The following is a 21,322-nucleotide window of genomic DNA, read 5'->3' on the forward strand; positions in this document are numbered from 1 at the left end:
CATCAGAATGGCCGTATGGTATCGCCATCGCCCGCGCAAACCCACTCGTCCGGACGGCCAGTGGGGTTTCCCCGCATGCCGGTCGCCTGAAACCGCCGAAAATCGGGTAAAATCATGCCCTTACGCGTTGCGCTCGGCGCAGCGCGGGTCGTACCCCGCTCTTTGTCAATTCGCGTCTCACCTCGCCCCGGCACGCTTGCGCCGTTCCGGGCGGTTGTCCCACTTCGTGGCGGCCCGTGCCGCCGGCTACAGGATCCAGGCTCATGCATCCCATGCTCAACATTGCTGTCAAGGCTGCGCGCCGCGCCGGACAGATCATCAATCGCGCGTCCCTCGATCTCGACCTGATCGAGATCCGCAAGAAGCAGCAGAACGACTTCGTCACCGAAGTGGACAAGGCCGCCGAAGACGCGATCATCGAGACGCTGAAGACCGCCTACCCCGACCACGCGATCCTCGCGGAGGAATCGGGCGAATCGGAGAACGAATCCGAATTCAAGTGGATCATCGATCCGCTCGACGGCACGACCAACTTCATCCACGGCTTCCCGTACTACTGCGTATCGATCGCGCTCGAGCACAAGGGCGTCGTCACGCAGGCCGTCGTCTACGATCCGAACAAGAACGACCTGTTCACGGCCACCCGCGGCCGCGGCGCGTACCTGAACGACCGCCGCATCCGCGTCGGCCGCCGCGACCGCCTGTCGGACGCGCTGGTCGGCACGGGCTTCCCGTTCCGCGAGAAGGACGGCCTCGACGCGTACGCGCGCCTCTTCACCGAAATGACGCAGGCCTGCACGGGCCTGCGCCGGCCGGGCGCGGCGGCGCTCGACCTCGCGAACGTCGCGGCCGGCCGCCTCGACGCGTTCTTCGAGCAAGGCATCAACGTGTGGGACATGGCCGCGGGCAGCCTGCTGATCACCGAGGCCGGCGGCCTCGTCGGCAACTACACGGGCGACGCCGATTTCCTGCATCGCCATGAAATCGTCGCCGCGAACCCGAAGATCTACGCGCAGATGATTCCGATCCTGAACCGCTACAGCCGCATGCATCCGGCAGCGGAGTAAGCCCGGGCCGCGCCCGCGTGGCGCGGCTTTCGCGCAAGCCGCTCGCGCGACATCGTCGTGATGGCGCGCCGATCGCCCGACGCGCGGGACAATCTTCCGTGTACGCGGGCCGCTTCGTGCGCCTATCCTGAAGTTGCTCGAGTTGCGCGTTCGAGCCGGCGTACTGCCGCTCGCACCGCTTGTCCCGCAACGACAGCATAGGGTTTGCGTCCGGCATGCCCGCGCGGCGAAGCACGCCGTAGGCGTGCCGGCCCCGCCTGTATCAACATCGCCACGGCGCCGTGGCAATCGCATCCGAGTCATCATGTTACGGCTAAGCGAAATTAAACTCCCCCTCGACCACCCCGAGAGCGCGCTCGAGGCCGCGATTCGCGCGCGCCTCGCGGAGCTTGGCGTGGCACCAGACGGGCTGCTCCGTTACACCGTGTTCCGCCGCGCGCACGACGCGCGCAAGCGCGCCGACATCAAGCTCACGTATATCGTCGATATCGAAGTCAATGACGAAGCGGCCGCGCTCGAGCGCATCGCCGGCAAGCCGCATTGCGGCGTGACGCCCGACATGGCGTACCACTTCGTCACGAAGGCGCCCGAACACGCCGATTTCCTGCGCCCGGTCGTCATCGGCATGGGGCCGTGCGGGCTGTTCGCGGGGCTGATCCTCGCACAGATGGGGTTCCGTCCGATCATCCTCGAACGCGGCAAGGCCGTGCGCGAGCGCACCAAGGACACCTTCGGCCTGTGGCGCAAGAGCGTGCTCAATCCCGAATCCAACGTGCAGTTCGGCGAAGGCGGCGCGGGGACGTTTTCCGACGGCAAGCTGTACAGCCAGATCAAGGATCCGAACCACTATGGCCGCAAGGTGCTGGACGAATTCGTCAAGGCCGGCGCACCGGAGGACATCCTGTATCTGAGCCGCCCGCACATCGGCACGTTCCGCCTCGTCAGCATGGTGGAAAAAATGCGCGCGTCGATCCACGAGCTCGGCGGCGAAGTGCGTTTCGAAACCCGCGTCGACGACATCGAAATCGACCAGGGCAAGGTGCGCGCGCTCAAGCTGTCCAACGGGGAAACGCTGCGGTGCGACCGCGTGGTGCTGGCCGTGGGCCACAGCGCGCGCGACACGTTCCAGATGCTGCACGACCGCGGCGTCTACATCGAAGCCAAGCCGTTCTCGCTGGGTTTCCGTATCGAGCATCCGCAGGGACTGATCGATCGCAGCCGCTTCGGCAAGTTCGCGGGCCACAAGCAACTCGGCGCGGCCGACTACAAGGTGGTCCACCACGCAAGCAACGGGCGCGCGGTCTACAGCTTCTGCATGTGCCCGGGCGGCACGGTGGTCGCCGCGACCTCGGAGCCGGGCCGCGTGGTCACCAACGGGATGAGCCAGTATTCGCGCGCCGAGCGCAATGCGAACGCGGGCATCGTCGTCGGCATCACGCCGGACGACTATCCGGGCGGCCCGCTCGCGGGCATCGCGTTCCAGCGCAAATGGGAAGAACGCGCGTTCGAACTCGGCGGCGGCGATTACCGCGCGCCGGGCCAGTTGGTCGGCGATTTCATCGCGGGCCGGCCATCGACGTCGCTGGGCGCCGTGGAGCCTTCGTACAAGCCCGGCGTGACGCCGACCGATCTCGGCACCGCGCTGCCCGACTACGTGATCGAAGCGATCCGCGAAGCGTTGCCGGAGATCGACAAGAAGATCGCCGGCTTCGCGATGCACGACGCCGTGCTCACCGGCGTGGAGACGCGCACGTCGTCGCCGATCCGGATTCGACGCAAGGACGACTACCAGAGCATGAACGTCGAAGGCCTGTATCCGGCCGGCGAAGGCGCCGGGTATGCGGGCGGCATCTATTCGGCCGCGATCGACGGCATCGAAGTCGCGCAGGCGGTGGCGCTCAGCCTGACGTCGGCGCACGCGTCCTGATCGGCGGTACGGGGTCGGCGCGCGCAGGCTCGCAAGCCGGGCGCCGCCGCCCTGCCCCGCGCGTGGCAACGCTTTCGATCGGGAATGGTGAAAGCGCGCGCGGCTGCCGGCCATGCGCCCTTTCGTCGGCGCCTGATGGCCGACGATCGTGAGCCAGCGCTCGAGGTCGGTTGCCGCTGCACGGCGCCGCCGGCAATCGCCCAAACGGCCAACTTCGCACGTTCGCGTCGAAGCCACTGGTAAACTCGGGCAACCCAAGCAACAACTTCATGCCTGACCTATGACCACGCTGTCGCCCGAAGCCTTCGCAGGCCACACCCCGATGATGCAGCAGTACCTGCGCATCAAGGCCGATCATCCGGACACGCTCGTCTTCTACCGGATGGGCGACTTCTACGAGCTGTTCTTCGAGGATGCGGAAAAAGCGGCCCGCCTGCTCGACCTGACCCTCACGCAGCGCGGTGCGTCGGCCGGCACGCCGATCAAGATGGCCGGCGTCCCGCATCACGCGGTCGAGCAGTATCTGGCGAAGCTCGTGAAGATGGGCGAATCGGTCGCGATCTGCGAGCAGATCGGCGATCCAGCCACGTCGAAGGGCCCGGTCGAGCGCAAGGTCGTGCGCGTCGTCACGCCCGGCACGCTGACCGATGCCGCGCTGCTGTCCGACAAGAACGACGTCTACCTGCTCGCGATGTGCACCGGCCACAACAAGCGCGGCGTCGCGGTCAATATCGGCCTCGCGTGGCTGAACCTCGCGAGCGGTGCGTTGCGGCTCGCCGAGATCGAGCCCGAACAGCTCGCCGCCGCGCTCGAGCGCATCCGGCCGGCCGAAATCCTGACCCCGGACGGCGCGACCGACGCCCTTCCCGCCGGCGCGGGCGCAAGCAAGCGCATGCCGGCCTGGCACTTCGACATCGCGTCGGGCACGCAGCGTCTGTGCGACCAGCTCGACGTCGCGAGTCTCGACGGTTTCGGCGCGCATTCACTGACGAGCGCGTGCGGTGCGGCCGGCGCGCTGCTGCTCTACGCAGCGGCCACGCAAGGCCAGCAACTGCGGCACGTGCGCAGCCTGAAGGTCGAGAACGAAACCGAATACATCGGGCTCGATCCGGCCACGCGCCGCAATCTCGAACTGACCGAGACGCTGCGCGGCACCGAGTCGCCCACGCTGTATTCGCTGCTCGACACCTGCTGCACGACGATGGGCAGCCGCCTGCTGCGTCACTGGCTGCATCACCCGCCGCGCGCGTCGGTCGCCGCGCAGTCGCGCCAGCAGGCGATCGGCGCGCTGCTCGATGCGCCGGCCAACGCAAGCCTCGATGCGCTGCGCAGCGCGCTGCGCCAGATCGCCGACGTCGAACGGATCACCGGGCGGCTCGCGCTGCTGTCCGCTCGCCCGCGCGACCTGTCGAGCCTGCGCGACACGTTCGCCGCGCTGCCGGCGCTGCGCGAGCGCATCGGCGCGATCGTCGCGAACGCGGATGCGCTCGCGCGCGTCGACGCGGCGCTCGCGCCGCCCGCCGAATGCCTCGACCTGCTGACGAGCGCGATCGCCACCGAGCCGGCCGCGATGGTGCGCGACGGCGGCGTGATCGCGCGCGGCTACGATGCCGAGCTCGACGAGTTGCGAGACATTTCGGAGAACTGCGGGCAGTTCCTGATCGATCTCGAAGCGCGCGAGCGCGCGCGCACCGGCATCGCGAACCTGCGCGTCGAATACAACAAGGTGCACGGGTTCTACATCGAGGTCACGCGCGGCCAGACCGACAAGGTGCCCGACGATTACCGCCGCCGCCAGACGCTGAAGAACGCCGAGCGCTACATCACGCCGGAACTGAAGACCTTCGAGGACAAGGCGCTGTCCGCGCAGGAACGCGCATTGGCGCGCGAGCGCGCGCTGTACGACTCGGTGCTGCAGGCGCTGCTGCCGTTCATCCCCGAATGCCAGCGCGTCGCGTCGGCCCTCGCCGAGCTCGACCTGCTGGCGGCCTTCGCCGAACGCGCACGCGCGCTCGACTGGGTCGCGCCGACCTTCACCAACGAGATCGGCATCGAAATCGAGCAGGGTCGCCATCCGGTCGTCGAAGCGCAGGTCGAGCAGTTCATCGCGAACGACTGCCGGTTCGGCGGCGAGCGCAAGCTGCTGCTGATCACCGGCCCGAACATGGGCGGTAAGTCGACGTTCATGCGACAGACCGCGCTGATTGCGCTGATGGCGTACGTCGGCAGCTACGTGCCGGCGAAGTCGGCGTGCTTCGGCCCGATCGACCGGATCTTCACGCGCATCGGCGCGGCCGACGATCTCGCGGGCGGCCGCTCGACCTTCATGGTCGAGATGACCGAAGCCGCGGCGATCCTCAACGACGCGACGCCGCAAAGCCTCGTGCTGATGGACGAGATCGGCCGCGGCACGTCGACCTTCGACGGCCTCGCGCTCGCGTGGGCCATCGCGCGCCACCTGCTCGCGCACAACGCGTGCTACACGCTGTTCGCGACGCACTACTTCGAACTGACGCAACTGCCGGCCGAATTCCCGCAAGCGGCCAACGTCCACCTGTCGGCCGTCGAGCACGGCCACGGGATCGTGTTCCTGCACGCGGTCAACGAAGGCCCGGCGAACCAGAGCTACGGCCTACAGGTCGCGCAGCTCGCGGGCGTGCCGGCGCCGGTGATCCGCGCCGCGCGCAAGCACCTCGCGTATCTCGAACAGCAGTCGGCATCCCAGCACACGCCGCAACTCGATCTTTTCAGCGCGCCGCCGGCGGCCGTAGACGATCTCGAATGCGCGGACGCGCCGGCGCTGCCCGACACGCCGCATCCGGCGCTCGAAAAACTGCGCGACATCGATCCCGACGATCTCAAGCCGCGCGAGGCGCTCGACCTGCTGTACGAACTGCGTACGCTGGTCCGGTCGCACGATGCCGACGGGCACGCGTAAGCGCGTTGCGCGCGGCCTGCCGGCCCGCGCCGCCGCCGCGCTGGTCGCGGCGGTCCTTGCGCTGGCGCAGGCCGCTGCGCTGGCCGCGCCGCCCAAGCGCAGCGCGGCGCCCTACTCGTTCGCGGTCGTGTCGGGCGTCATCAACGTCCCGGCGGACGAACCGGCCGCACAGCGGCTGCTCGATGCGATCGCACGCGAGCGCAACCTCGCGTTCGTCGTCTACGCAGGCGATCTCAAAGGCTCGAAGGAAGCATGCCGCGACACGCTGTATGCGCAGCGCGGCGCGATCCTGGATTCGGCGCGCGTGCCGCTCGTGTTCATTCCCGGCCACGACGACTGGATCGCGTGCAGCACCGCGGCCGGCGGCGGCTACGACCCGGTCGAGCGGCTCGATTTCCTGCGGCAGACGCTGCTCGCCGACGCGGCGCTGCCCGATCCCGGCGCGCTGCAGATTACGCGGGAAAGCGAAGTCGCACGGTTCCGGCCGTATCGCGAAAACGCACGCTGGATGCGCGACGACATCGTCTACGTCGCACTCAATGCGCCGGCGCCGAACAACCATTATTTGACGGCGGGCGGGCGCAACGGCGAATTCGAGGATCGCATCGTCGCGAACGGCTTCTGGATCGACCACGCGGCCGAATATGCGAAGCGGCGCGAAGCACGCGCGATGGTCGTGATTTTCGAAGGCGATCCGCAGTTCGAACGCTATGAACGCTCGGAGCGCTTCGCGTGGCTGCGTTTCAACCGGCCGCGCGTGCGCGACGGCTTCCGTGAGCTGAAACGAACGCTGGTGAAGGCGGCGGCGACGTTCCGCGGCCCGATCCTGGTGATGCACGCGAGCGGCGAACCGCTGGCGAACGGCTTTCTGATCGACCGTCCGCTGCATGGCGACGACGGTGAGCTGGTAGGAAACGTGACGCGCGTCGCGATCGGACCGCGCCATCCGGCGAATCAGTGGGTGAAGGTCAGCGTCTCGCCGGCGCGGCAGACGATCTTCAACGTGAGCCTGCAGGAGGTGCCGAAGAACCTGCCGGTGCCGCCCACGCTGCCGCTCGCGCCGCGCGACGACGTGCCGCTGCCGCAGATGCCGGAAATTCCCGCGCTGCCGGCGCTGCCCGACGCGTCGTCGGTCGCGCCGCCGCTGCAGGGCGACGGCGCCGCACCGGGCGGCGCGTCGTGGCCGGCACCATCCCCCGCATCGGGGCCGGCGCCGGGCCTGCCGGCAAGCTCAGTGCAGCGTACGCCCTGACGGCGCTTCGCCGTCTTCGTCGTCATCCTCGTCGACGATCTCGAGCCCTTCCGCGCCATGCGCGTGCTCGTGCTCGATTTCGTCTTCGGTGGCTTCGCGAACGTCCTTCACGGTCAGCGCGAAACGCAGCGCCATGCCCGCCAGCGGGTGATTGCCGTCGAGCACGACCTTGTCTTCGGCGATATCGGTGACCGTATAGATCAGCGAGTCGGCTTCCTCGTCACCGTCTTCCGGCGTGCCTTCGAACTGCATGCCCACTTCGAGCGGCTCGGGAAAACGGTCGCGCGGCTCGATCTTCACGAGTTCGGGATCGTAGTCGCCGAACGCATCTTCCGGCTCGAGCTGGATCTGCGCCTGGTAGCCCGCCTCGTGGCCGTCGAGCTGTTCCTCGATCTTGGGGAACGTGCCATCATAGCCGCCGTGCAGATAGACCATCGGCTCGTCGCTTTCCTCGATCAGATTGCCCTGTGCGTCCGACAGCTTGTAGGTGACCGACACGACGGTGTTTTTTGCGATTTTCATCCAATTCTCCCAAATACAAAACTCATTATACGATGCGCAACCGGTCTCAAGCCGAACCGCGGGATGCCGCTGCCGCCCCGCTCGGCGCGCCGCCTTCCGATCTTCCCACGCCGCTGCTCGGCGGCCTGACGCCGGCGCAATTCATGCGCGGCTACTGGCAAAAGAAGCCGCTGCTGATCCGCCAGGCGATCCCCGGCGTCGCGTCGCCGGTCACGCGCGATGCATTGTTCGAACTCGCCGCCGACTATGACGCCGAATCGCGATTGATCACCCATTTTCGTAACAAGTGGCAACTGTCGCACGGTCCGTTCGAGCCCGACTCGCTGCCTGCCGTCACGCGCAAATCCTGGACCTTGCTCGTGCAGGGGCTCGACCTGCACGTCGACGCGGCCCGTGCGCTGCTCGACCGCTTCCGCTTCATCCCCGACGCGCGGCTGGACGACCTGATGATCTCGTATGCGACGGACGGCGGCGGCGTCGGCCCGCACTTCGATTCGTACGACGTCTTCCTGCTGCAGGTCGAAGGCCGGCGCCGCTGGCGGGTCGGCGCGCAGAAGGACCTGTCGCTGCAGCCGGACGTGCCGCTGAAGATCCTCGAGAACTTCGAGCCGAGCGACGAATGGGTGCTGGAACCCGGCGATATGCTGTACCTGCCGCCGCACATCGCGCACGACGGCGTCGCCGAAGGCGAGTGCATGACCTGCTCGATCGGCTTTCGGGCCCCGTCCGCCGGCGAGCTGGGCGCCCAGTTCCTGTATTACCTCGCGGAGCGCGGCGGCCTGCGCGACGCGGGCGGCGACGACCTCTACCGCGATCCGAAGCAGCCGGCCGTCGACGCGCCCGCGCAGTTGCCGCCGGCGATGGTCGACCGTGTCGCCGAGATCGTCGACGCGATCCGCTGGCGCAAGCGCGACGTCGCCGAATTCCTCGGCTGCTACCTGAGCGAGCCCAAATCGAACGTCGTTTTCGACCCGCCCGAGCGTCCGCTGTCCGAGGCCGCGTTCGTTACGCAGGCATCACGCCGTGGCGTGCGTCTCGACAGAAGGGCCGCATTGATGTATAACGCGCGCTCGTACTTCATTAATGGCGAGGAAGGTCCGCTCGAGCAAGCCGAGGAATGGCTGCCCGAACTGGCCAATCAACGCCAGATGGAGGCGAAACGGTTTGTAACACTATCCCGGGGTCCCTCGATGACAGCCTTGTTGCACGAGTGGTATCGTGCGGGCTGGATACGGGTCGGAAGCCGGAATTAGTGTGAGTCGCCCCGTATGCCCATGCAGATCAAATTCTGTATGGGAAAGACAACGTATTGACCCCGCATTTGTCGACGGTCGATAGGAAAGTGCATATAATTTCCGCCCAAGCCGTAGGGAAGATTCACGCTCTAAGAAGTGCATCTCCACCAGCGGCCCAGGTCGGTGTTGGAGCACATTACCGGTATTGTTTCGCGCTGTTGCTTACCTTTAACCATAAAAGGACGTGATCATGAAGAAATCCCTCCTCGTAGCTTCCCTGTTGGCTGCTGTTGCACTGGCTGCTTGCAACAAGAGCGCTGATCAAGCTGCTTCGTCGGCTGCTAGCGACGCATCGGCTGCTGCTTCGTCGGCTGCTTCGGCAGTTGCTGGTGCTGCGAGCGACGCTTCGGCTGCTGCTTCGTCGGCTTCGGCTGCTGCGAGCGACGCTGCTGCTGCAGTGGCGTCGGCTGCTTCGGCAGCGACGGCTGCTCCGGCTTCGGGCGCAAGCCAGTAAGCCTTCAGCATCAGCTGAAAAAAAACCGGCCCGAGGGCCGGTTTTTTTACGTCTGCCGCTTTCGAATCGAGCGCCCGGCAGCCGCTTCGGGCCGCCGCAGCGGCCCTGCCCCGCTCATCCGAGCATCAGCCAGTCGAAGCCCGCGTCCTGCGAGGCCACGACCACGTCCTCCCCGTCCGTCCCGAGTACGCCGCCAAACGCCTGGCGGGCCAGTTCCGGCAGGTTGTTCTGCTGGCTCAGATGGGCCGCGACCAGATGCTGGAGACGGCTGCGTTCGAGCGACGCGAGGATGTCGGCCGCCGCGTCGTTGCTCAGGTGGCCGTGGTTGCCGCCGATCCGCGCCTTCAGCGACTGCGGATAGCGGCTCGCGGCCAGCATCGCGGTATCGTGGTTGGATTCAAGCACCAGCGCGTCACAGCCGCTCAGGACGGCCGTGATGTGCGGCGTAGCCATCCCGACGTCCGTCAGCACGCCGAGCCGGCGGTTTCCGTCCATGAACACGAACTGGAGCGGTTCCCGCGCATCGTGCGGGACCGTATAGGGCATCACGGCCAGATCGCGTATCGCGGCCGTCTCGTCGCCCCACAGCACGTGGAGATCGACATCGGCCTCGTCCGCGCCCACCGCGCGCGCGGTGCCCCAGCTCATGTAGAGCGGCAGCGACGCGCGGCGCGCGAGCGTCAGCGCACTGCCGACGTGGTCGCTGTGTTCGTGGGTAATGAGGATCGCATCGAGATCGGCGATGCAGAGATTCAGTCGGCCGAGCCGGCGCTCGACCTCCTTGGCGGAAAAGCCGCAGTCGAGCAGCACGCGGGTGGTCGTCGTGCCGCTCGAGGCCTCGACGACCAGCGCGTTGCCTTCGCTGCCGCTTCCGAGGCTGGCGAATCGCACGCGCTCAGTTCAGCTGCGCGTGCAGCAGCGAAATGATCCGCTGCGCGTCCGACGAGTTGTCGACTTGGCCGTTCGCGCCGATCACCGCCACCTGCGTGCCGCTGGCGCCTGCCGCGCGCACGTTGATCAGGTATTCCTTGCCGGGCTTGGCTGCCGACGGGCCGCCGTAGAACAGCTTGCCGAACAGGCCGTCACGCTTGAGCTCTTCCATCGAATTCGCATAGCGCACGGTATAGACGCCCTTCTCGCGGTCGCGATTGTCGACCGTGAAGTTGGTCCGGTCGAGCGCCAGGCCCACGCGCAGCCACGCGCGATCGAACGACTCGGCCAGTTGCAGCGTCGCCGCGCCGCCGCTCGTGTCGCTGACCTGCGCCGGCGCCGTCGCCGGGCGCGCATCGGTCAGCAACTGCTTCGCCTGCGCGTCGGTCAGGCCGAACTTCTGCATCAGCTTCGACAGGAACACGGCTTCGAGCACCGGGTTGCGCGGACGCTCCTCCCAGCGCGACGACGTGCCGCCCTGCGGGCCGACCATCATTTCTTCCATCGCGCTATGCGTGATCGAGATGTCGGTGTTGCCGTCCGACGTCCGGTTCACGAGCGTGCGGAAGCGGTCGCGCGTGCCCGACGAGTACGCGAAATCGATGACCCGGCCGATCGTGCGGCGGAACCAGTCGTCCGGAATGTTCGCGCGGTTCTCGGCCCAGTCGGTGGCCATGATGCCCGTCGACGGCGCATCGGTCTTCAGCGAGAAGCCGTTCTCCTGCCAGAACTCCTTCAGGATCGGCCACAGCTGCTCGGGCGTGCGGCCGTCGACGACGAGCCAGCGGCGATCGCCGTCGCGCTCGATGTGCATGCCGAGCGGATCCTGCGCGCTCGGGATGCCGTCGGTCGCGTTGCCCGCTTGCGTCGTGGCCCGCGGCGGCAGCGTGCCGAGTCCTGCGTTGGTCGGTGGCGCGACGAACTGCTGCGTCGTCTGCACCGGCTTCAGGTCGCTCGGCACCACGAGCGGCGGCGCCGAGCCGGTGTTCTTGTAGTTGACCCGGTCGGGGGCCAGGTAGTCGTTCAGCGTATCGCAGCCAGCGAGCGCGCCCAGCGCCAGCGCCACCACCGACAACTGGATGGCGCGAGAGGAAATGGCGAAACGTTTCATGAAATCCTTCGTCTTGCTAGAACGCTCGTCAGGAGCGGCGCCGGACGGAGCCGGCCGGTGCGGGTTGATCAGGGGTCGAGCCGGCGGCCGCAGGACGCGGCCGCGTCGGCATCAGGCGAGAACGCCGGCCTCGACGAGGGCCGAACGCACGGCATCGTGGCAGCGCTCGTCGAGCGCCGTGAGCGGCAGCCGGATCCCGCCCTGCATCTTGCCCATCGCCTGCAGCGCCCACTTCACCGGGATCGGGTTCGCTTCGATGAACAGATTCTTGTGCAGCGACAGCAGCTTCATGTGCAGTTCGCGCGCCGTTGCGACGTCGCCGGCCAGCGCCGCGCGGCACAGCTCGCTCATCGCGCGCGGCGCGACGTTCGCGGTCACCGAGATGTTGCCGTGGCCGCCGAGCAGCATCAGCGCGATCGCGGTCGGATCGTCGCCGCTGTAGATCGCGAAATGCTTCGGCGCGGCCTTGATCAGGTGCGCGGCGCGATCGATGTTGCCGGTCGCTTCCTTCACGCCGATGATGCCCGGCACCTGCGCGAGGCGCAGCGTCGTCTCGTGCGCCATGTCCGCGACCGTGCGGCCCGGCACGTTGTACAGGATCACCGGCAGGTCGACCGCTTCGGCGATCGTCCGGAAGTGGCGGTACATGCCTTCCTGCGTCGGCTTGTTGTAGTACGGCACGACCTGCAGCGTCGCGTCCGCGCCGACGGCCTTCGCGTGCTTCGTCAGCTCGATCGCCTCGGCGGTCGAATTGCCGCCGGCGCCCGCGATGATCGGGATGCGTTTCGCCGCATGCTCGACCGCCGTGCGGATCATCAGGATGTGCTCTTCGACGCTGAGCGTTGCCGACTCGCCGCTCGTACCGACGACGACCAGCGCATCGGTGCCTTCCGCGATGTGCCAGTCGACCAGTTTGCGAAACGCCGGCAGATCGAGACTGCCGTCTTCGAGCATCGGGGTGACGATCGCGGGGATGCTGCCGCGGATTTGAATGCCGTCTTGGGTGCCGTTAGCCATGAAACGCGATTGAGTATGTACCGGTAAACATTGAGATTGTAGCGGATTAGCCGGGCAGTTCGTAACGTGGAATTCCCGCCCCCGCCTTCGGGGTCGCGCCCTCGCGCACTGCGCTAAGACGCTGGACGAATGCCTCGCGCGGCGCGGCGATGAAACCGTCCTCGTACGCGACCACCCGCAGGCGGCCGTGCACGGCGTCCAGCAACTCGCCCGGGGCGAGCAGGAACGCGGGGTTGGACGGTTTTCCGACCGTTTCGTTTCCTTGCGCGAAGGTTTCGTAGATCAGCACGCCGCCCGGCGCCACCGCATCGAGCAGATGGGGCCAGAGCGGACGATGCAGGTAGTTCGTGACGATCACGGCCGCGTACTGCTCGCCGGCCGGCAGCGGCCACGGCGCGCCCTCGAGATCGGCCGCTCGGGCATCGACACCCGGAATCGCGCGCAATGCGGCCAGCGCGGCCGGATCGCGATCGAGCGCGACGACCGGATGCCCGCGCGACGCGAACCCGCGCGCATGGCGGCCGCCGCCCGCGGCGACGTCGAGCACCGCGCCGCCGGCCGGCACGAGCCGCGCCCATTGCGCGACCCAGCGCGACGGCTCGGCCTGGCCGACGTGGCCGCCCGCAGCGGCGATGACGGATTCGCTCATGCGCCGGATCAGTTGTACGACAGGCCCATTGCGTCGCGCACGTCGCGCATCGTTTCCGTCGCGTACTTGCGCGCCTTGTCGCAACCGTCCGCGACGATCGCACGCAGCAGCGACGGATCGTCCATGTACTTCTGCGCGCGCTCGAGCATCGGCTGCTGTTCGCGCAGGATGCCTTCGACGACCGGCTGCTTGCAGTCGAGGCAGCCGATACCCGCCGAACGGCAGCCCTTCTGCACCCACTCGTGCGTCGCTTCGTCCGTGTAGACCTGGTGAAGCTGCCACACCGGGCACTTGTCGGGATCGCCCGGATCGGTGCGGCGCACGCGGGCCGGATCGGTCGGCATCGTGCGGACCTTCTTCGTGATCGTGTCGGCGTCTTCACGCAGGCCGATCGTGTTGCCGTACGACTTGGACATCTTCTGCCCGTCGAGGCCCGGCATCCGCGACGCTTCGGTCAGCAGCGCCTGCGGCTCGACCAGGATGATCTTGCGCGCGCCTTCGAGATAGCCGAACAGGCGCTCGCGGTCGCTCATCGACAGGCTTTGCGATTCCTGCAGCATCGCGCGCGCCTGTTCGAGCGCCTCGTCGTCGCCTTCCTGCTGATACGCGTTGCGCAGCTCGTGATAGAGCTTCGCGCGCTTGCCGCCGAGCTTCTTCGCGGCGTCGAGCGCCTTCTCCTCGAAACCGGGCTCGCGGCCGTACAGGTAGTTGAAGCGGCGCGCGATCTCGCGCGTCATCTCGACGTGCGGCACCTGGTCCTCGCCGACCGGCACGAGCGAGCCGCGATACAGCAGGATGTCGGCCGCCATCAGCACCGGGTAGCCGAGGAAGCCGTAGGTGGACAGATCCTTGTCCTTCAGCTTCTCCATCTGCTCCTTGTAGGTGGGCACGCGTTCGAGCCAGCCGAGCGGCGTGCTCATGCCGAGCAGCAGCGCGAGTTCCGCATGCTCGGGCACCTTGCTCTGGATGAACAGTGTCGCCTGCGCGGGATCGATGCCGGACGCGAGCCAGTCGATCAGCACGTCCCACACGTTCTTCTCGATGACCTCGGGCGTCTCGTAGTGCGTCGTCAGCGCATGCCAGTCGACGACGCAGAAGAAGCACGGGTACTCGGACTGCAGCTTCACCCAGTTTTTCAGCACGCCGTGGTAATGACCGAGGTGCAGCGACCCGGTGGGTCGCATGCCGGAGAAAATACGTTCTGGGAACATGATTGTCGTTAGAAAAGCGAGGCGAAGGGGGACAGGATGGCGCTCAGGACGGCGTAGCCGACATTGACGAGCGGACGCAGCCAGAAGTTCGTCAGCACGCCCGTCGTGACGAGCACGAGGACGATGATGAAACCGTACGGCTCGATGCGCGACAGCGCGATCGATTGCCTGGTCGGCAGCAGCGCCGCCAGGATGCGGCCGCCGTCGAGCGGCGGCAGCGGAAACAGGTTCAGCACGCCGAGCACGAGGTTCGCGCTGACGCCGGCGAACGCCATCCGCGTGAAGAACGGCTCGTCGACGCCGACGGCCGGCAGCACGAGCGTCAGCAGGCCCCAGACGAGCGCCTGCACGAAGTTGCAGGCCGGGCCCGCGAGCGCGACCCACAGGCTGCCCCAGCGCGGATTGCGCAGGTTGCCGAACGATACCGGCACCGGCTTCGCATAGCCGAACAGGAACGCGCCGCCGGTCAGGAAGTACATCGCGAGCGGAATGGCAATCGTGCCGAGCGGGTCGATGTGGCGCATCGGATTGAACGACACGCGCCCCATCGCGTACGCGGTGTTGTCGCCGAGCAGGCGTGCAGCGTAGCCATGCGCGGCCTCGTGCAGCGTGATCGCGAAGATCACGGGCAACGCGTAGACGGCGATGGTCTGTATCAGGGAAGCATCCATATCGCGTTATTGTAACAAGCGCACTCGCGCAAAAATGAACGGCGCGCTCATGCGGCCGAGAGGCCGAACGGTTCGAGCGCGCCGCGCCCCGCGCGGATGAGTTCGGGCGCGTCGCCGGTCAGGTCGATCACCGTCGACGGTTCGCGCGGGCACGCGCCGCCGTCGATCACGAGGTCGACCTGTTTCTCGAGGCGCGTGCGGATTTCCTCCGGATCGTTCAGCGGTTCGTCGTCCGGCGGCAGGATCAGCGTCGTGCCGAGCAGCGGCTGGCCGAGCGACTCCAGCAGCGCGAGCGTGATCGCATGATCGGGCACGCGCAGCCCGATCGTCTTGCGCGACGGGTGCGACAGCCGGCGCGGCACTTCCTTCGTCGCCTGCAGGATGAACACGTACGGGCCCGGCGTCACCGACTTGATCTGCCGGTACTGGCGGTTGTCGACCATCGCGAAGTTGGCGAGCTCCGACAGGTCGCGCACGAGCAGCGACAGGTGCTGCTTCTCGTCGAGGCCGCGAATCCGGCGCACGCGCTCGACCGCATCCTTGTCGTCGAGATGGCACGCGAGCGCATAGCTCGAATCGGTCGGCATCGCGATCACGCCGCCCTTGTTGACGATCTCCACCGCCTGCTTGATCAGGCGCGGCTGCGGATTATCCGGATGAATCCTGAAGAACTGGGACATGGGGACACGTAAAGAGGGAGAAGTCGGATGCACGCATCGGCGGCAACGCGGGCGGCCCGAAGCCGCCCGGCGTCAGAGCCAGCGCTCCCAGACCGGTGTCAGGTCGGGCGGCAACGGCGGCAGGCTGCCGAGCTCGATGCGGCCCTCGCCCGGCGCATGGAAATCCGAGCCGCGCGACACTTCGAAGCCGAAGCGGCGTGCAACGTCCGCGTATTCGCGGTACTGGTCGGGCGTGTGGCTGCCCGTGATGACCTCGATCGCGCGGCCACCGAGATCGATGAACTCGCCGAAGAACGCGTCGAATTCGACCGGCGTATAGCGATAGCGGCCCGGATGCGCGACCACCGCTTCGCCGCCCGCCGCGCGGATCCAGCCGACCGCGTCGGACAGCGACGCCCAGCGATGCGGGACGAAGCCGGGCTTGCCGTCGCCGAGCAGGCGATCGAACACGTCCGACGTCGATTCGGCGTGGCCGTTTTCGACGAGAAAGCGCGCGAAGTGCGTGCGCGAGATCAGGTCGGGATTCGACACGTATTTCAGCGCGCCTTCGTACGCGCCGGGAATGCCGAGCGTCGCGAGTTGCTCGGCGATCGCCAGCGCGCGCGCCGCGCGGCCGTGGCGCGTGCGGTACAGGCCGTCGACCAGCGCCGGATGGGCGGGATCGATGTGCAGACCGACGATGTGCACGGTGCGCGATGCCCACGTGACCGAAATCTCGACGCCGCTCAGGTAGCGCATGCCGAGCGCTTCCGCCTCGCTGCGCGCCGCCGCCTGGCCGCCGATCTCGTCGTGATCGGTCAGCGCCCACAGGGTCACGCCGCCCGCATGCGCGCGGCGCGCGACGTCGGCAGGCGACAGCAACCCGTCGGAAACATTGGAATGGCAGTGGAGATCGGCGTTCATTATCGGCATCGCAGGTAAGGCCTCATTCTACTGCAACGCCGCAATTGCGCCGCCCGGCCGCCGTGCCGCCCGCGCCACGCGCCTATGCGCAGAACGCCTCGATCAGCGCCGCGATCTGCTCGGGCTGGTCGTGGTGCACCATGTGCCCGGCATCCTCGATGAGCTTCTCGCGCCAGTCCGGGAATGCGTTGAAACGCGCCTTGAATTCGGGCAGCGGGATGTCGCCGGCGATGTAAGCGAGCGTCGGCGAATTGACGGCCTCGACGTGCAGCACCTTCGCGCGCACCTGTTTCCAGGTCGCCATCACTTCGTCGAGCCGGTACAGCAGCGGGCCGGGCATCTTGTGCGCCGCGTCGGCCAGCAGGTGGTAGAGGCCGTCGTCGCCGCGTTTCGACCAGTGCGCGGCGAGAAACGCGGCGCGGCGCGGGTCGAGCCGCGGATTGGTCTTGATCAGGCGCGCCGCCACGTCGTCGAGGGATGCGTACGGCCGCAGCGCGGGCGGCTGGCGCAACTCGTCGAGCCAGCCGCGCAGCCGGCGCGGCGCCTGTTCGGCGCGGGCCGGCGCGAGCCCGAACCCTTCGAGATCGACCACCCGCCGCACGCGCTCCGGCCGCGCGCCGGCATACAGGCACACGACGTTCGCGCCCATGCTGTGTCCGACCAGATTCACCTCGCCGGTCGGCGCATAGCGGTCGACGAGCGCATCGAGATCAGCCAGGTATTCGTGGAACCAATAGTGGCCGCCGCCCTGCCGCGCGACCGGCCAGTCGGACAGCCCGAAGCCGCGCGCATCGGGCGCGATCACCTGCCAGTCGCCCGCGAGCGCATCGACGACGAACTGGAACGACGCCGCGACGTCCATCCAGCCGTGCAGCATGAACAGCGTCGGCGCATCGGGCCGGCCCCAGCGCCGCACATGCAGCTGGACGCCGCGCACCGTGACGAAATCGGAAACAGAACTCGAGGCAGTCATTGCAGCCGCTCAAAAAAGAATGGTCGTTCGATTATAGCGGCGCCCCGGCTCCGGCGGCCCGCGATCGAGGTACCGCTCTAGCGGGGAGGTCGTTCCGGCGCCGGCCGGCAGATGGCATCGATCCGGTGCGCGAGCCGGCCGGCGGCCGTCCGGACGCGGCCGAACGCGATCCGGCTAATGCGCGGGGCGTCCGTCCGCCGCGTCCTGCGCGGCCAGTTCGTCGAGTTCGGCCTGGTCGAAGCCGGCATCGCGCCGCGCATCGAAATTGAACGGGCCGCGCAGTCGCGGTGCGTGGTACTGCTCGGCGAGCTGCCGATAGGTCGGCACCGGATCGCGCCCGGCCGCGTCGCACAGATGACGGAACCAGCGGTTGCCGATCGCGACATGGCCGATTTCGTCGCGCAGGATCACGTCGAGGATCGCGGCCGACGCATCGTCGCCCGCCTGCACGAGCCGCGCGCGGATCGGCGGCGACGCGTCGAGCCCGCGGGCCTCGAGCGTCCGCGGCACGAGCGCCATGCGCGCGAGCACGTCGTCCCTGGTCCGCTCGCACATCTCCCACAGCCCGTTGTGCGCAGGAAAGTCGCCGTACGCATGCCCGAATCCGTCGGCGAGCCGGTCGGACAGCAGCGTGAAGTGATAGGCCTCCTCGGCCGCGACCTTCAGCCAGTCCGCGTAGAACGCGTCCGGCAGGCCCGCGAAGCGCCAGACCGCGTCAAGCGCCAGGTTGATCGCATTGAATTCGATATGGGCAAGCGCGTGCAACAGCACGGCACGCCCTTCCGGCGACCGCATGCTGCGCCGCTGCAGTTCGCGCGGCTCGACGAGCGGCGGCCGTGCCGGGCGCCCGGGCAGACCGGCCGGTTCGCGCAGTTCAAGCGCCGGCGCGATCGCGGCCTGCCCGGCCCGCAGCGCATCGTGCAGCACGCGCACCTGCGCGGCCTTGGCCGCCGGCTCGGCAATACGCAGCGCGTCGAGCGCCACGCTGCGCACACAGGCGGGCGCCGGGCCGAAAGAAGAAGACACGATGCTCATAAACGGGGACACCTTGCGTACGCATGCGGGAGCACAGGCACGCGACGGTTTACAATATGCGTTTGTTCCGCGGCGCCAGGCGCCGAGCAAACCGGACGCGCCATTCTACCGGCGCCCATCATCGAAGAGACAAGGAGACCCCGTGACGATCTACAAGCTGGGCGATACGGCCCCGACGATCCACGAAAGCGTATTCGTCGCCGATACGGCAGCCATCATCGGCAAGGTCGTGCTCGAGGAAAACGCGAGCGTGTGGTTTGGCGCGACGATTCGCGGCGACAACGAGACGATTACGGTCGGCGCCGGCAGCAACGTCCAGGAAGGCGCGGTCCTGCATACCGACCCGGGCTTTCCGCTGACGATCGCCGACAACGTGACGATCGGGCACCAGGCGATGCTGCACGGCTGCACGATCGGCGAAGGTTCGCTGATCGGAATTCAGGCGGTGGTCTTGAATGGAGCGATCATCGGCCGCAACTGTCTGGTCGGTGCCGGCGCGGTCGTGACGGAAGGCAAGACGTTCCCGGACAACTCGCTGATTCTCGGCGCACCGGCGAAAGTCGTGCGCGAGCTGTCGGCCGAAGACGTCGCGCGGCTGCGCGCGAACGCGAAGACGTATGTCGAGCGACGCGCGCATTTCAAGGAGCAACTCGTGCGGATCGGGTGATCCGCACGGATTTCAAGGAAGAAGAGTGAGCGACCAGTTACAGAAATTCATGTTCAATGCGGCGCCCGTGCGCGGCGAGATCGTTTCGCTGCGCAACACGTGGCAGGAAGTACTCGCCCGCCGCGACTACCCCGCCCCCGTGCGCACGGTGCTCGGCGAGATGATGGCCGCGTGCGCGCTGCTGTCCGCGAACCTGAAATTTCACGGCACCCTGATCATGCAGATCTTCGGCGACGGGCCGGTCCAGATGCTGGTCGTCCAGTGCGGGTCCGACCTGTCGATGCGGGCCACCGCGAAGTTTGCCGGCGACGCCGCGCAGACGATCGGCGACGACACGCGCTTCGCGTCGCTCGTCAACGCAAGCGGCCACGGCCGCTGCGTGATCACGCTCGACCCGGCCGACAAGCTGCCGGGCCAGCAGCCGTACCAGGGCATCGTGCCGCTGAACGGCGTCGACGGCCCGCTCGAATCGGTGTCGCAGGTGCTCGAGCACTACATGCATCATTCGGAGCAGCTCGACACCCGGTTGTGGCTCGCGGCCGATCGCGACCGCGCGGTCGGGATGCTGCTGCAGAAGCTGCCGGGCGACGGCGGCATCGTGCCGCGCAACGCCGAAACCGATATCGACACGTGGGAGCGCGTGTGCACGCTCGGCGCCACGCTGTCCGCGAAGGAGCTGCTCGAGGTCGAACCGGAAGTGGTGTTCCGCCGGCTGTTCTGGCAGGAAAACGTGCAGCACTTCGAACCGGCCGGCACGCGCTTCCAGTGTTCGTGTTCGCGCGAGAAGGTCGGTGCGATGCTGCGCATGCTCGGTCGTGAGGAAGTCGACAGCGTGATCGTCGAGCGTGGCCACGTCGAGATCCACTGCGAGTTCTGCAACCAGCGCTACGAATTCGATCCGGTCGACGTCGCGCAACTGTTCGCGGCGCCCGGTGTCGAAACCGGCATCGCACCCGCGACCGACCAGCGTCACTGAGTCGCGCGTGAGCCGCATGCCCGTGCCCACCAGCGGCACGGCGCGGGCGCATAATGACGCACGAGCGCCGCACGCGCGGTTCGAGCGCCGAAGGCACGGCCTTCGGCGCCAGCCGCTTTCCACGGTCGGCGCGCCGCAGGAGAAACACATGAATCGCCGCCCCTTTTGCACCGTCCGCACCGTCGTCCTGACGAGCATGGCCGCCGGCACGCTCGCGCTTGCCGGCTGCGCGATGCCGCCGCCGACTGCCACGATCCTGAGCCGCCTGCCGGAACCGGGTGCGTCAGGCGGCCAGCCGCCCGTGCTGTCGAGCGCCGAACGCAAGCGCTACGACGAGATCGACCGGCAGGTGTTGCGCGAGCAGAACAGCGCGATGGCGGCCGAAGCGGCCGCGCGCGCGTGGGCCTATTACTCGCCGCCGCCGGTGACGGTCTACGGCGGCTACTACGGCGGATGGGGCAATCGCTGGGGCACGGGCGTCGGTTACGGCTACCCCGGCTGGTGGTGGTGAACGGGCGTCGCCCGATCGATTGACGACCGGCAGGAAATAAAAAAGCGCGGCATTTCCCGCGCTTTTTCAATGGATTCGACGTACCGCGCTCAGTGATGCGCCGGCTTGCCCTTGTCGCCGCCGTGATGCCGCGACGGCTTCGCGATCGACTGCGGATTCGGCACGACCCGCACCGGCGCCGCGGACACGGCGCCGCGCGTCGACGTATTCGACGGCGTGGTGTTCACCGGTCCTGCAGGTGCATTCGGCGACACGAACTGCACGAATACTTCGCCATCCTTCACCATGCCCATCTCGTAGCGCGCACGCTCCTCGATCGCCGCGGTGCCGCTCTGCAGATCCTGCACTTCGCCGGCGGTGCGCTCGTTGCGCAGCTTCTCGTCCGCGTTCTTCTGCAGCTGGTCGTCGAGTTGCTGACGCAATTCGTGCACCCGCAGCCAGCCGCCGTGTCCCCACCATAGGGGGTACTGAATGAGCGCCAGCAAGGCAATCAGGACGACAGTGACAAGCCGCATGTAAGAGACGCAGATATA

At 67.6% G+C, this 21,322-nt stretch carries 21 protein-coding genes and 1 pseudogene; 9 read left to right on the top strand and 13 right to left on the bottom strand.

Annotated features, from left to right (window positions below):
* The first annotated feature begins 263 nt into the window (after positions 1 to 263).
* The 4 genes from GJG85_RS11095 (at position 264) to GJG85_RS11110 (ending at position 7,184) form a co-directional block, all read left to right on the top strand.
* The gene (locus tag GJG85_RS11095) at positions 264 to 1,067 is read left to right on the top strand and encodes an inositol monophosphatase family protein (protein WP_050012977.1); all 804 of its coding nucleotides are present in this window, start codon (positions 264 to 266) and stop codon (positions 1,065 to 1,067) included.
* Between the two features lie 304 nt (positions 1,068 to 1,371).
* Positions 1,372 to 2,994, top strand: coding sequence for an NAD(P)/FAD-dependent oxidoreductase (locus tag GJG85_RS11100; RefSeq protein WP_124631414.1), 1,623 nt, complete (start codon positions 1,372 to 1,374; stop codon positions 2,992 to 2,994).
* A 280-nt stretch (positions 2,995 to 3,274) separates the two neighbouring features.
* Positions 3,275 to 5,932 (top strand): DNA mismatch repair protein MutS, encoded by a 2,658-nt coding sequence (mutS, locus tag GJG85_RS11105; RefSeq protein ID WP_050012979.1) that lies wholly within the window; start codon positions 3,275 to 3,277, stop codon positions 5,930 to 5,932.
* Positions 5,913 to 7,184 carry a hypothetical protein gene (locus GJG85_RS11110; protein WP_089488586.1) on the top strand — a complete coding sequence of 424 codons (1,272 nt, stop codon included), beginning with the start codon at positions 5,913 to 5,915 and terminating at the stop codon, positions 7,182 to 7,184. Before mutS ends, GJG85_RS11110 begins: the two co-directional genes overlap by 20 nt.
* Here the strand turns inward: GJG85_RS11110 and GJG85_RS11115 are convergent.
* Positions 7,164 to 7,706: a peptidylprolyl isomerase gene (locus GJG85_RS11115; RefSeq protein WP_011694320.1), complete on the bottom strand. Its 543-nt coding sequence runs from the start codon at positions 7,704 to 7,706 to the stop codon at positions 7,164 to 7,166. The genes GJG85_RS11110 and GJG85_RS11115 overlap by 21 nt on opposite strands.
* A 32-nt stretch (positions 7,707 to 7,738) precedes the next feature.
* Here GJG85_RS11115 and GJG85_RS11120 point away from each other — a divergent pair, with 32 nt between their 5' ends.
* Positions 7,739 to 8,959: a cupin domain-containing protein gene (locus GJG85_RS11120; protein ID WP_050012981.1), complete on the top strand. Its 1,221-nt coding sequence runs from the start codon at positions 7,739 to 7,741 to the stop codon at positions 8,957 to 8,959.
* 56 nt (positions 8,960 to 9,015) lie between these two features.
* A pseudogene (locus tag GJG85_RS35290) lies at positions 9,016 to 9,262 on the top strand (hypothetical protein).
* A gap of 20 nt (positions 9,263 to 9,282) precedes the next feature.
* Here GJG85_RS35290 and GJG85_RS11125 read toward each other — a convergent pair.
* The 11 genes from GJG85_RS11125 to GJG85_RS11175 all read right to left on the bottom strand — a co-directional run bounded on the left by GJG85_RS11125 (position 9,283) and on the right by GJG85_RS11175 (position 18,635).
* Positions 9,283 to 9,447, bottom strand: a complete 165-nt coding sequence (locus GJG85_RS11125) for a hypothetical protein (protein WP_162838119.1) — start codon at positions 9,445 to 9,447, stop codon at positions 9,283 to 9,285.
* A gap of 122 nt (positions 9,448 to 9,569) precedes the next feature.
* A complete protein-coding gene (locus GJG85_RS11130; protein ID WP_050012982.1) occupies positions 9,570 to 10,346 on the bottom strand; it encodes an MBL fold metallo-hydrolase in 777 nt (258 codons plus the stop codon).
* Positions 10,347 to 10,350: 4 nt separating this feature from the next.
* Entirely contained in the window at positions 10,351 to 11,496 is a 1,146-nt protein-coding gene (gene bamC, locus GJG85_RS11135; protein ID WP_204383314.1) for an outer membrane protein assembly factor BamC, read from the bottom strand.
* A gap of 111 nt (positions 11,497 to 11,607) precedes the next feature.
* On the bottom strand, positions 11,608 to 12,513 hold the full coding sequence (dapA, locus tag GJG85_RS11140) for a 4-hydroxy-tetrahydrodipicolinate synthase (RefSeq protein ID WP_050012984.1): 906 nt from the start codon (positions 12,511 to 12,513) through the stop codon (positions 11,608 to 11,610).
* Positions 12,514 to 12,559: 46 nt separating this feature from the next.
* The gene (locus GJG85_RS11145) at positions 12,560 to 13,162 is read right to left on the bottom strand and encodes a class I SAM-dependent methyltransferase (protein WP_050012985.1); all 603 of its coding nucleotides are present in this window, start codon (positions 13,160 to 13,162) and stop codon (positions 12,560 to 12,562) included.
* 8 nt (positions 13,163 to 13,170) lie between these two features.
* Positions 13,171 to 14,373, bottom strand: a complete 1,203-nt coding sequence (locus GJG85_RS11150; protein ID WP_050012986.1) for a tryptophan--tRNA ligase — start codon at positions 14,371 to 14,373, stop codon at positions 13,171 to 13,173.
* 8 nt (positions 14,374 to 14,381) lie between these two features.
* Positions 14,382 to 15,044 carry a site-2 protease family protein gene (locus tag GJG85_RS11155; protein ID WP_011549479.1) on the bottom strand — a complete coding sequence of 221 codons (663 nt, stop codon included), beginning with the start codon at positions 15,042 to 15,044 and terminating at the stop codon, positions 14,382 to 14,384.
* Between the two features lie 47 nt (positions 15,045 to 15,091).
* Positions 15,092 to 15,724, bottom strand: a complete 633-nt coding sequence (locus GJG85_RS11160; protein ID WP_050012987.1) for an L-threonylcarbamoyladenylate synthase — start codon at positions 15,722 to 15,724, stop codon at positions 15,092 to 15,094.
* Positions 15,725 to 15,796: 72 nt separating this feature from the next.
* A complete protein-coding gene (locus GJG85_RS11165) occupies positions 15,797 to 16,627 on the bottom strand; it encodes a 3',5'-nucleoside bisphosphate phosphatase (RefSeq protein WP_034178618.1) in 831 nt (276 codons plus the stop codon).
* An 82-nt stretch (positions 16,628 to 16,709) separates the two neighbouring features.
* Positions 16,710 to 17,600, bottom strand: coding sequence for an alpha/beta fold hydrolase (locus tag GJG85_RS11170; RefSeq protein ID WP_124680001.1), 891 nt, complete (start codon positions 17,598 to 17,600; stop codon positions 16,710 to 16,712).
* A gap of 174 nt (positions 17,601 to 17,774) precedes the next feature.
* Complete coding sequence (locus tag GJG85_RS11175; RefSeq protein WP_050012989.1) at positions 17,775 to 18,635, bottom strand: ferritin-like domain-containing protein; 861 nt, start codon at positions 18,633 to 18,635, stop codon at positions 17,775 to 17,777.
* A 142-nt stretch (positions 18,636 to 18,777) separates the two neighbouring features.
* On the opposite strand from GJG85_RS11175, the gene GJG85_RS11180 reads away from it, so the two are divergent.
* The 3 genes from GJG85_RS11180 (at position 18,778) to GJG85_RS11190 (ending at position 20,789) form a co-directional block, all read left to right on the top strand.
* A complete protein-coding gene (locus GJG85_RS11180) occupies positions 18,778 to 19,302 on the top strand; it encodes a gamma carbonic anhydrase family protein (protein WP_089488588.1) in 525 nt (174 codons plus the stop codon).
* A gap of 25 nt (positions 19,303 to 19,327) precedes the next feature.
* Positions 19,328 to 20,278, top strand: a complete 951-nt coding sequence (hslO, locus tag GJG85_RS11185; RefSeq protein WP_050012991.1) for an Hsp33 family molecular chaperone HslO — start codon at positions 19,328 to 19,330, stop codon at positions 20,276 to 20,278.
* 148 nt (positions 20,279 to 20,426) lie between these two features.
* Complete coding sequence (locus GJG85_RS11190; protein WP_089488589.1) at positions 20,427 to 20,789, top strand: hypothetical protein; 363 nt, start codon at positions 20,427 to 20,429, stop codon at positions 20,787 to 20,789.
* 89 nt (positions 20,790 to 20,878) lie between these two features.
* Here GJG85_RS11190 and ftsB read toward each other — a convergent pair whose 3' ends face one another.
* Positions 20,879 to 21,304 carry a cell division protein FtsB gene (gene ftsB / locus GJG85_RS11195; RefSeq protein ID WP_011549473.1) on the bottom strand — a complete coding sequence of 142 codons (426 nt, stop codon included), beginning with the start codon at positions 21,302 to 21,304 and terminating at the stop codon, positions 20,879 to 20,881.
* Positions 21,305 to 21,322 lie beyond the last annotated feature (18 nt).

The sequence above is a fragment of the Burkholderia sp. MS389 genome (assembly GCF_016899425.1).
In the GTDB taxonomy this organism is placed as follows: domain Bacteria; phylum Pseudomonadota; class Gammaproteobacteria; order Burkholderiales; family Burkholderiaceae; genus Burkholderia; species Burkholderia sola.

Excerpts from the sequence above, each read along its gene's own strand:
- GJG85_RS11095 (WP_050012977.1), top strand. The coding sequence starts at position 264 with ATGCATCCCATGCTCAACATTGCTGTCAAGGCTGCGCGCCGCGCCGGA.
- GJG85_RS11100 (WP_124631414.1), top strand. The coding sequence starts at position 1,372 with ATGTTACGGCTAAGCGAAATTAAACTCCCCCTCGACCACCCCGAGAGC.
- mutS (WP_050012979.1), top strand. The coding sequence starts at position 3,275 with ATGACCACGCTGTCGCCCGAAGCCTTCGCAGGCCACACCCCGATGATG.
- GJG85_RS11110 (WP_089488586.1), top strand. The coding sequence starts at position 5,913 with ATGCCGACGGGCACGCGTAAGCGCGTTGCGCGCGGCCTGCCGGCCCGC.
- GJG85_RS11115 (WP_011694320.1), bottom strand. The coding sequence starts at position 7,706 with ATGAAAATCGCAAAAAACACCGTCGTGTCGGTCACCTACAAGCTGTCG.
- GJG85_RS11120 (WP_050012981.1), top strand. The coding sequence starts at position 7,739 with ATGCGCAACCGGTCTCAAGCCGAACCGCGGGATGCCGCTGCCGCCCCG.
- bamC (WP_204383314.1), bottom strand. The coding sequence starts at position 11,496 with ATGAAACGTTTCGCCATTTCCTCTCGCGCCATCCAGTTGTCGGTGGTG.
- dapA (WP_050012984.1), bottom strand. The coding sequence starts at position 12,513 with ATGGCTAACGGCACCCAAGACGGCATTCAAATCCGCGGCAGCATCCCC.
- GJG85_RS11145 (WP_050012985.1), bottom strand. The coding sequence starts at position 13,162 with ATGAGCGAATCCGTCATCGCCGCTGCGGGCGGCCACGTCGGCCAGGCC.
- GJG85_RS11150 (WP_050012986.1), bottom strand. The coding sequence starts at position 14,373 with ATGTTCCCAGAACGTATTTTCTCCGGCATGCGACCCACCGGGTCGCTG.
- GJG85_RS11155 (WP_011549479.1), bottom strand. The coding sequence starts at position 15,044 with ATGGATGCTTCCCTGATACAGACCATCGCCGTCTACGCGTTGCCCGTG.
- GJG85_RS11160 (WP_050012987.1), bottom strand. The coding sequence starts at position 15,724 with ATGTCCCAGTTCTTCAGGATTCATCCGGATAATCCGCAGCCGCGCCTG.
- GJG85_RS11165 (WP_034178618.1), bottom strand. The coding sequence starts at position 16,627 with ATGAACGCCGATCTCCACTGCCATTCCAATGTTTCCGACGGGTTGCTG.
- GJG85_RS11170 (WP_124680001.1), bottom strand. The coding sequence starts at position 17,600 with ATGACTGCCTCGAGTTCTGTTTCCGATTTCGTCACGGTGCGCGGCGTC.
- GJG85_RS11175 (WP_050012989.1), bottom strand. The coding sequence starts at position 18,635 with ATGAGCATCGTGTCTTCTTCTTTCGGCCCGGCGCCCGCCTGTGTGCGC.
- GJG85_RS11190 (WP_089488589.1), top strand. The coding sequence starts at position 20,427 with ATGAATCGCCGCCCCTTTTGCACCGTCCGCACCGTCGTCCTGACGAGC.
- ftsB (WP_011549473.1), bottom strand. The coding sequence starts at position 21,304 with ATGCGGCTTGTCACTGTCGTCCTGATTGCCTTGCTGGCGCTCATTCAG.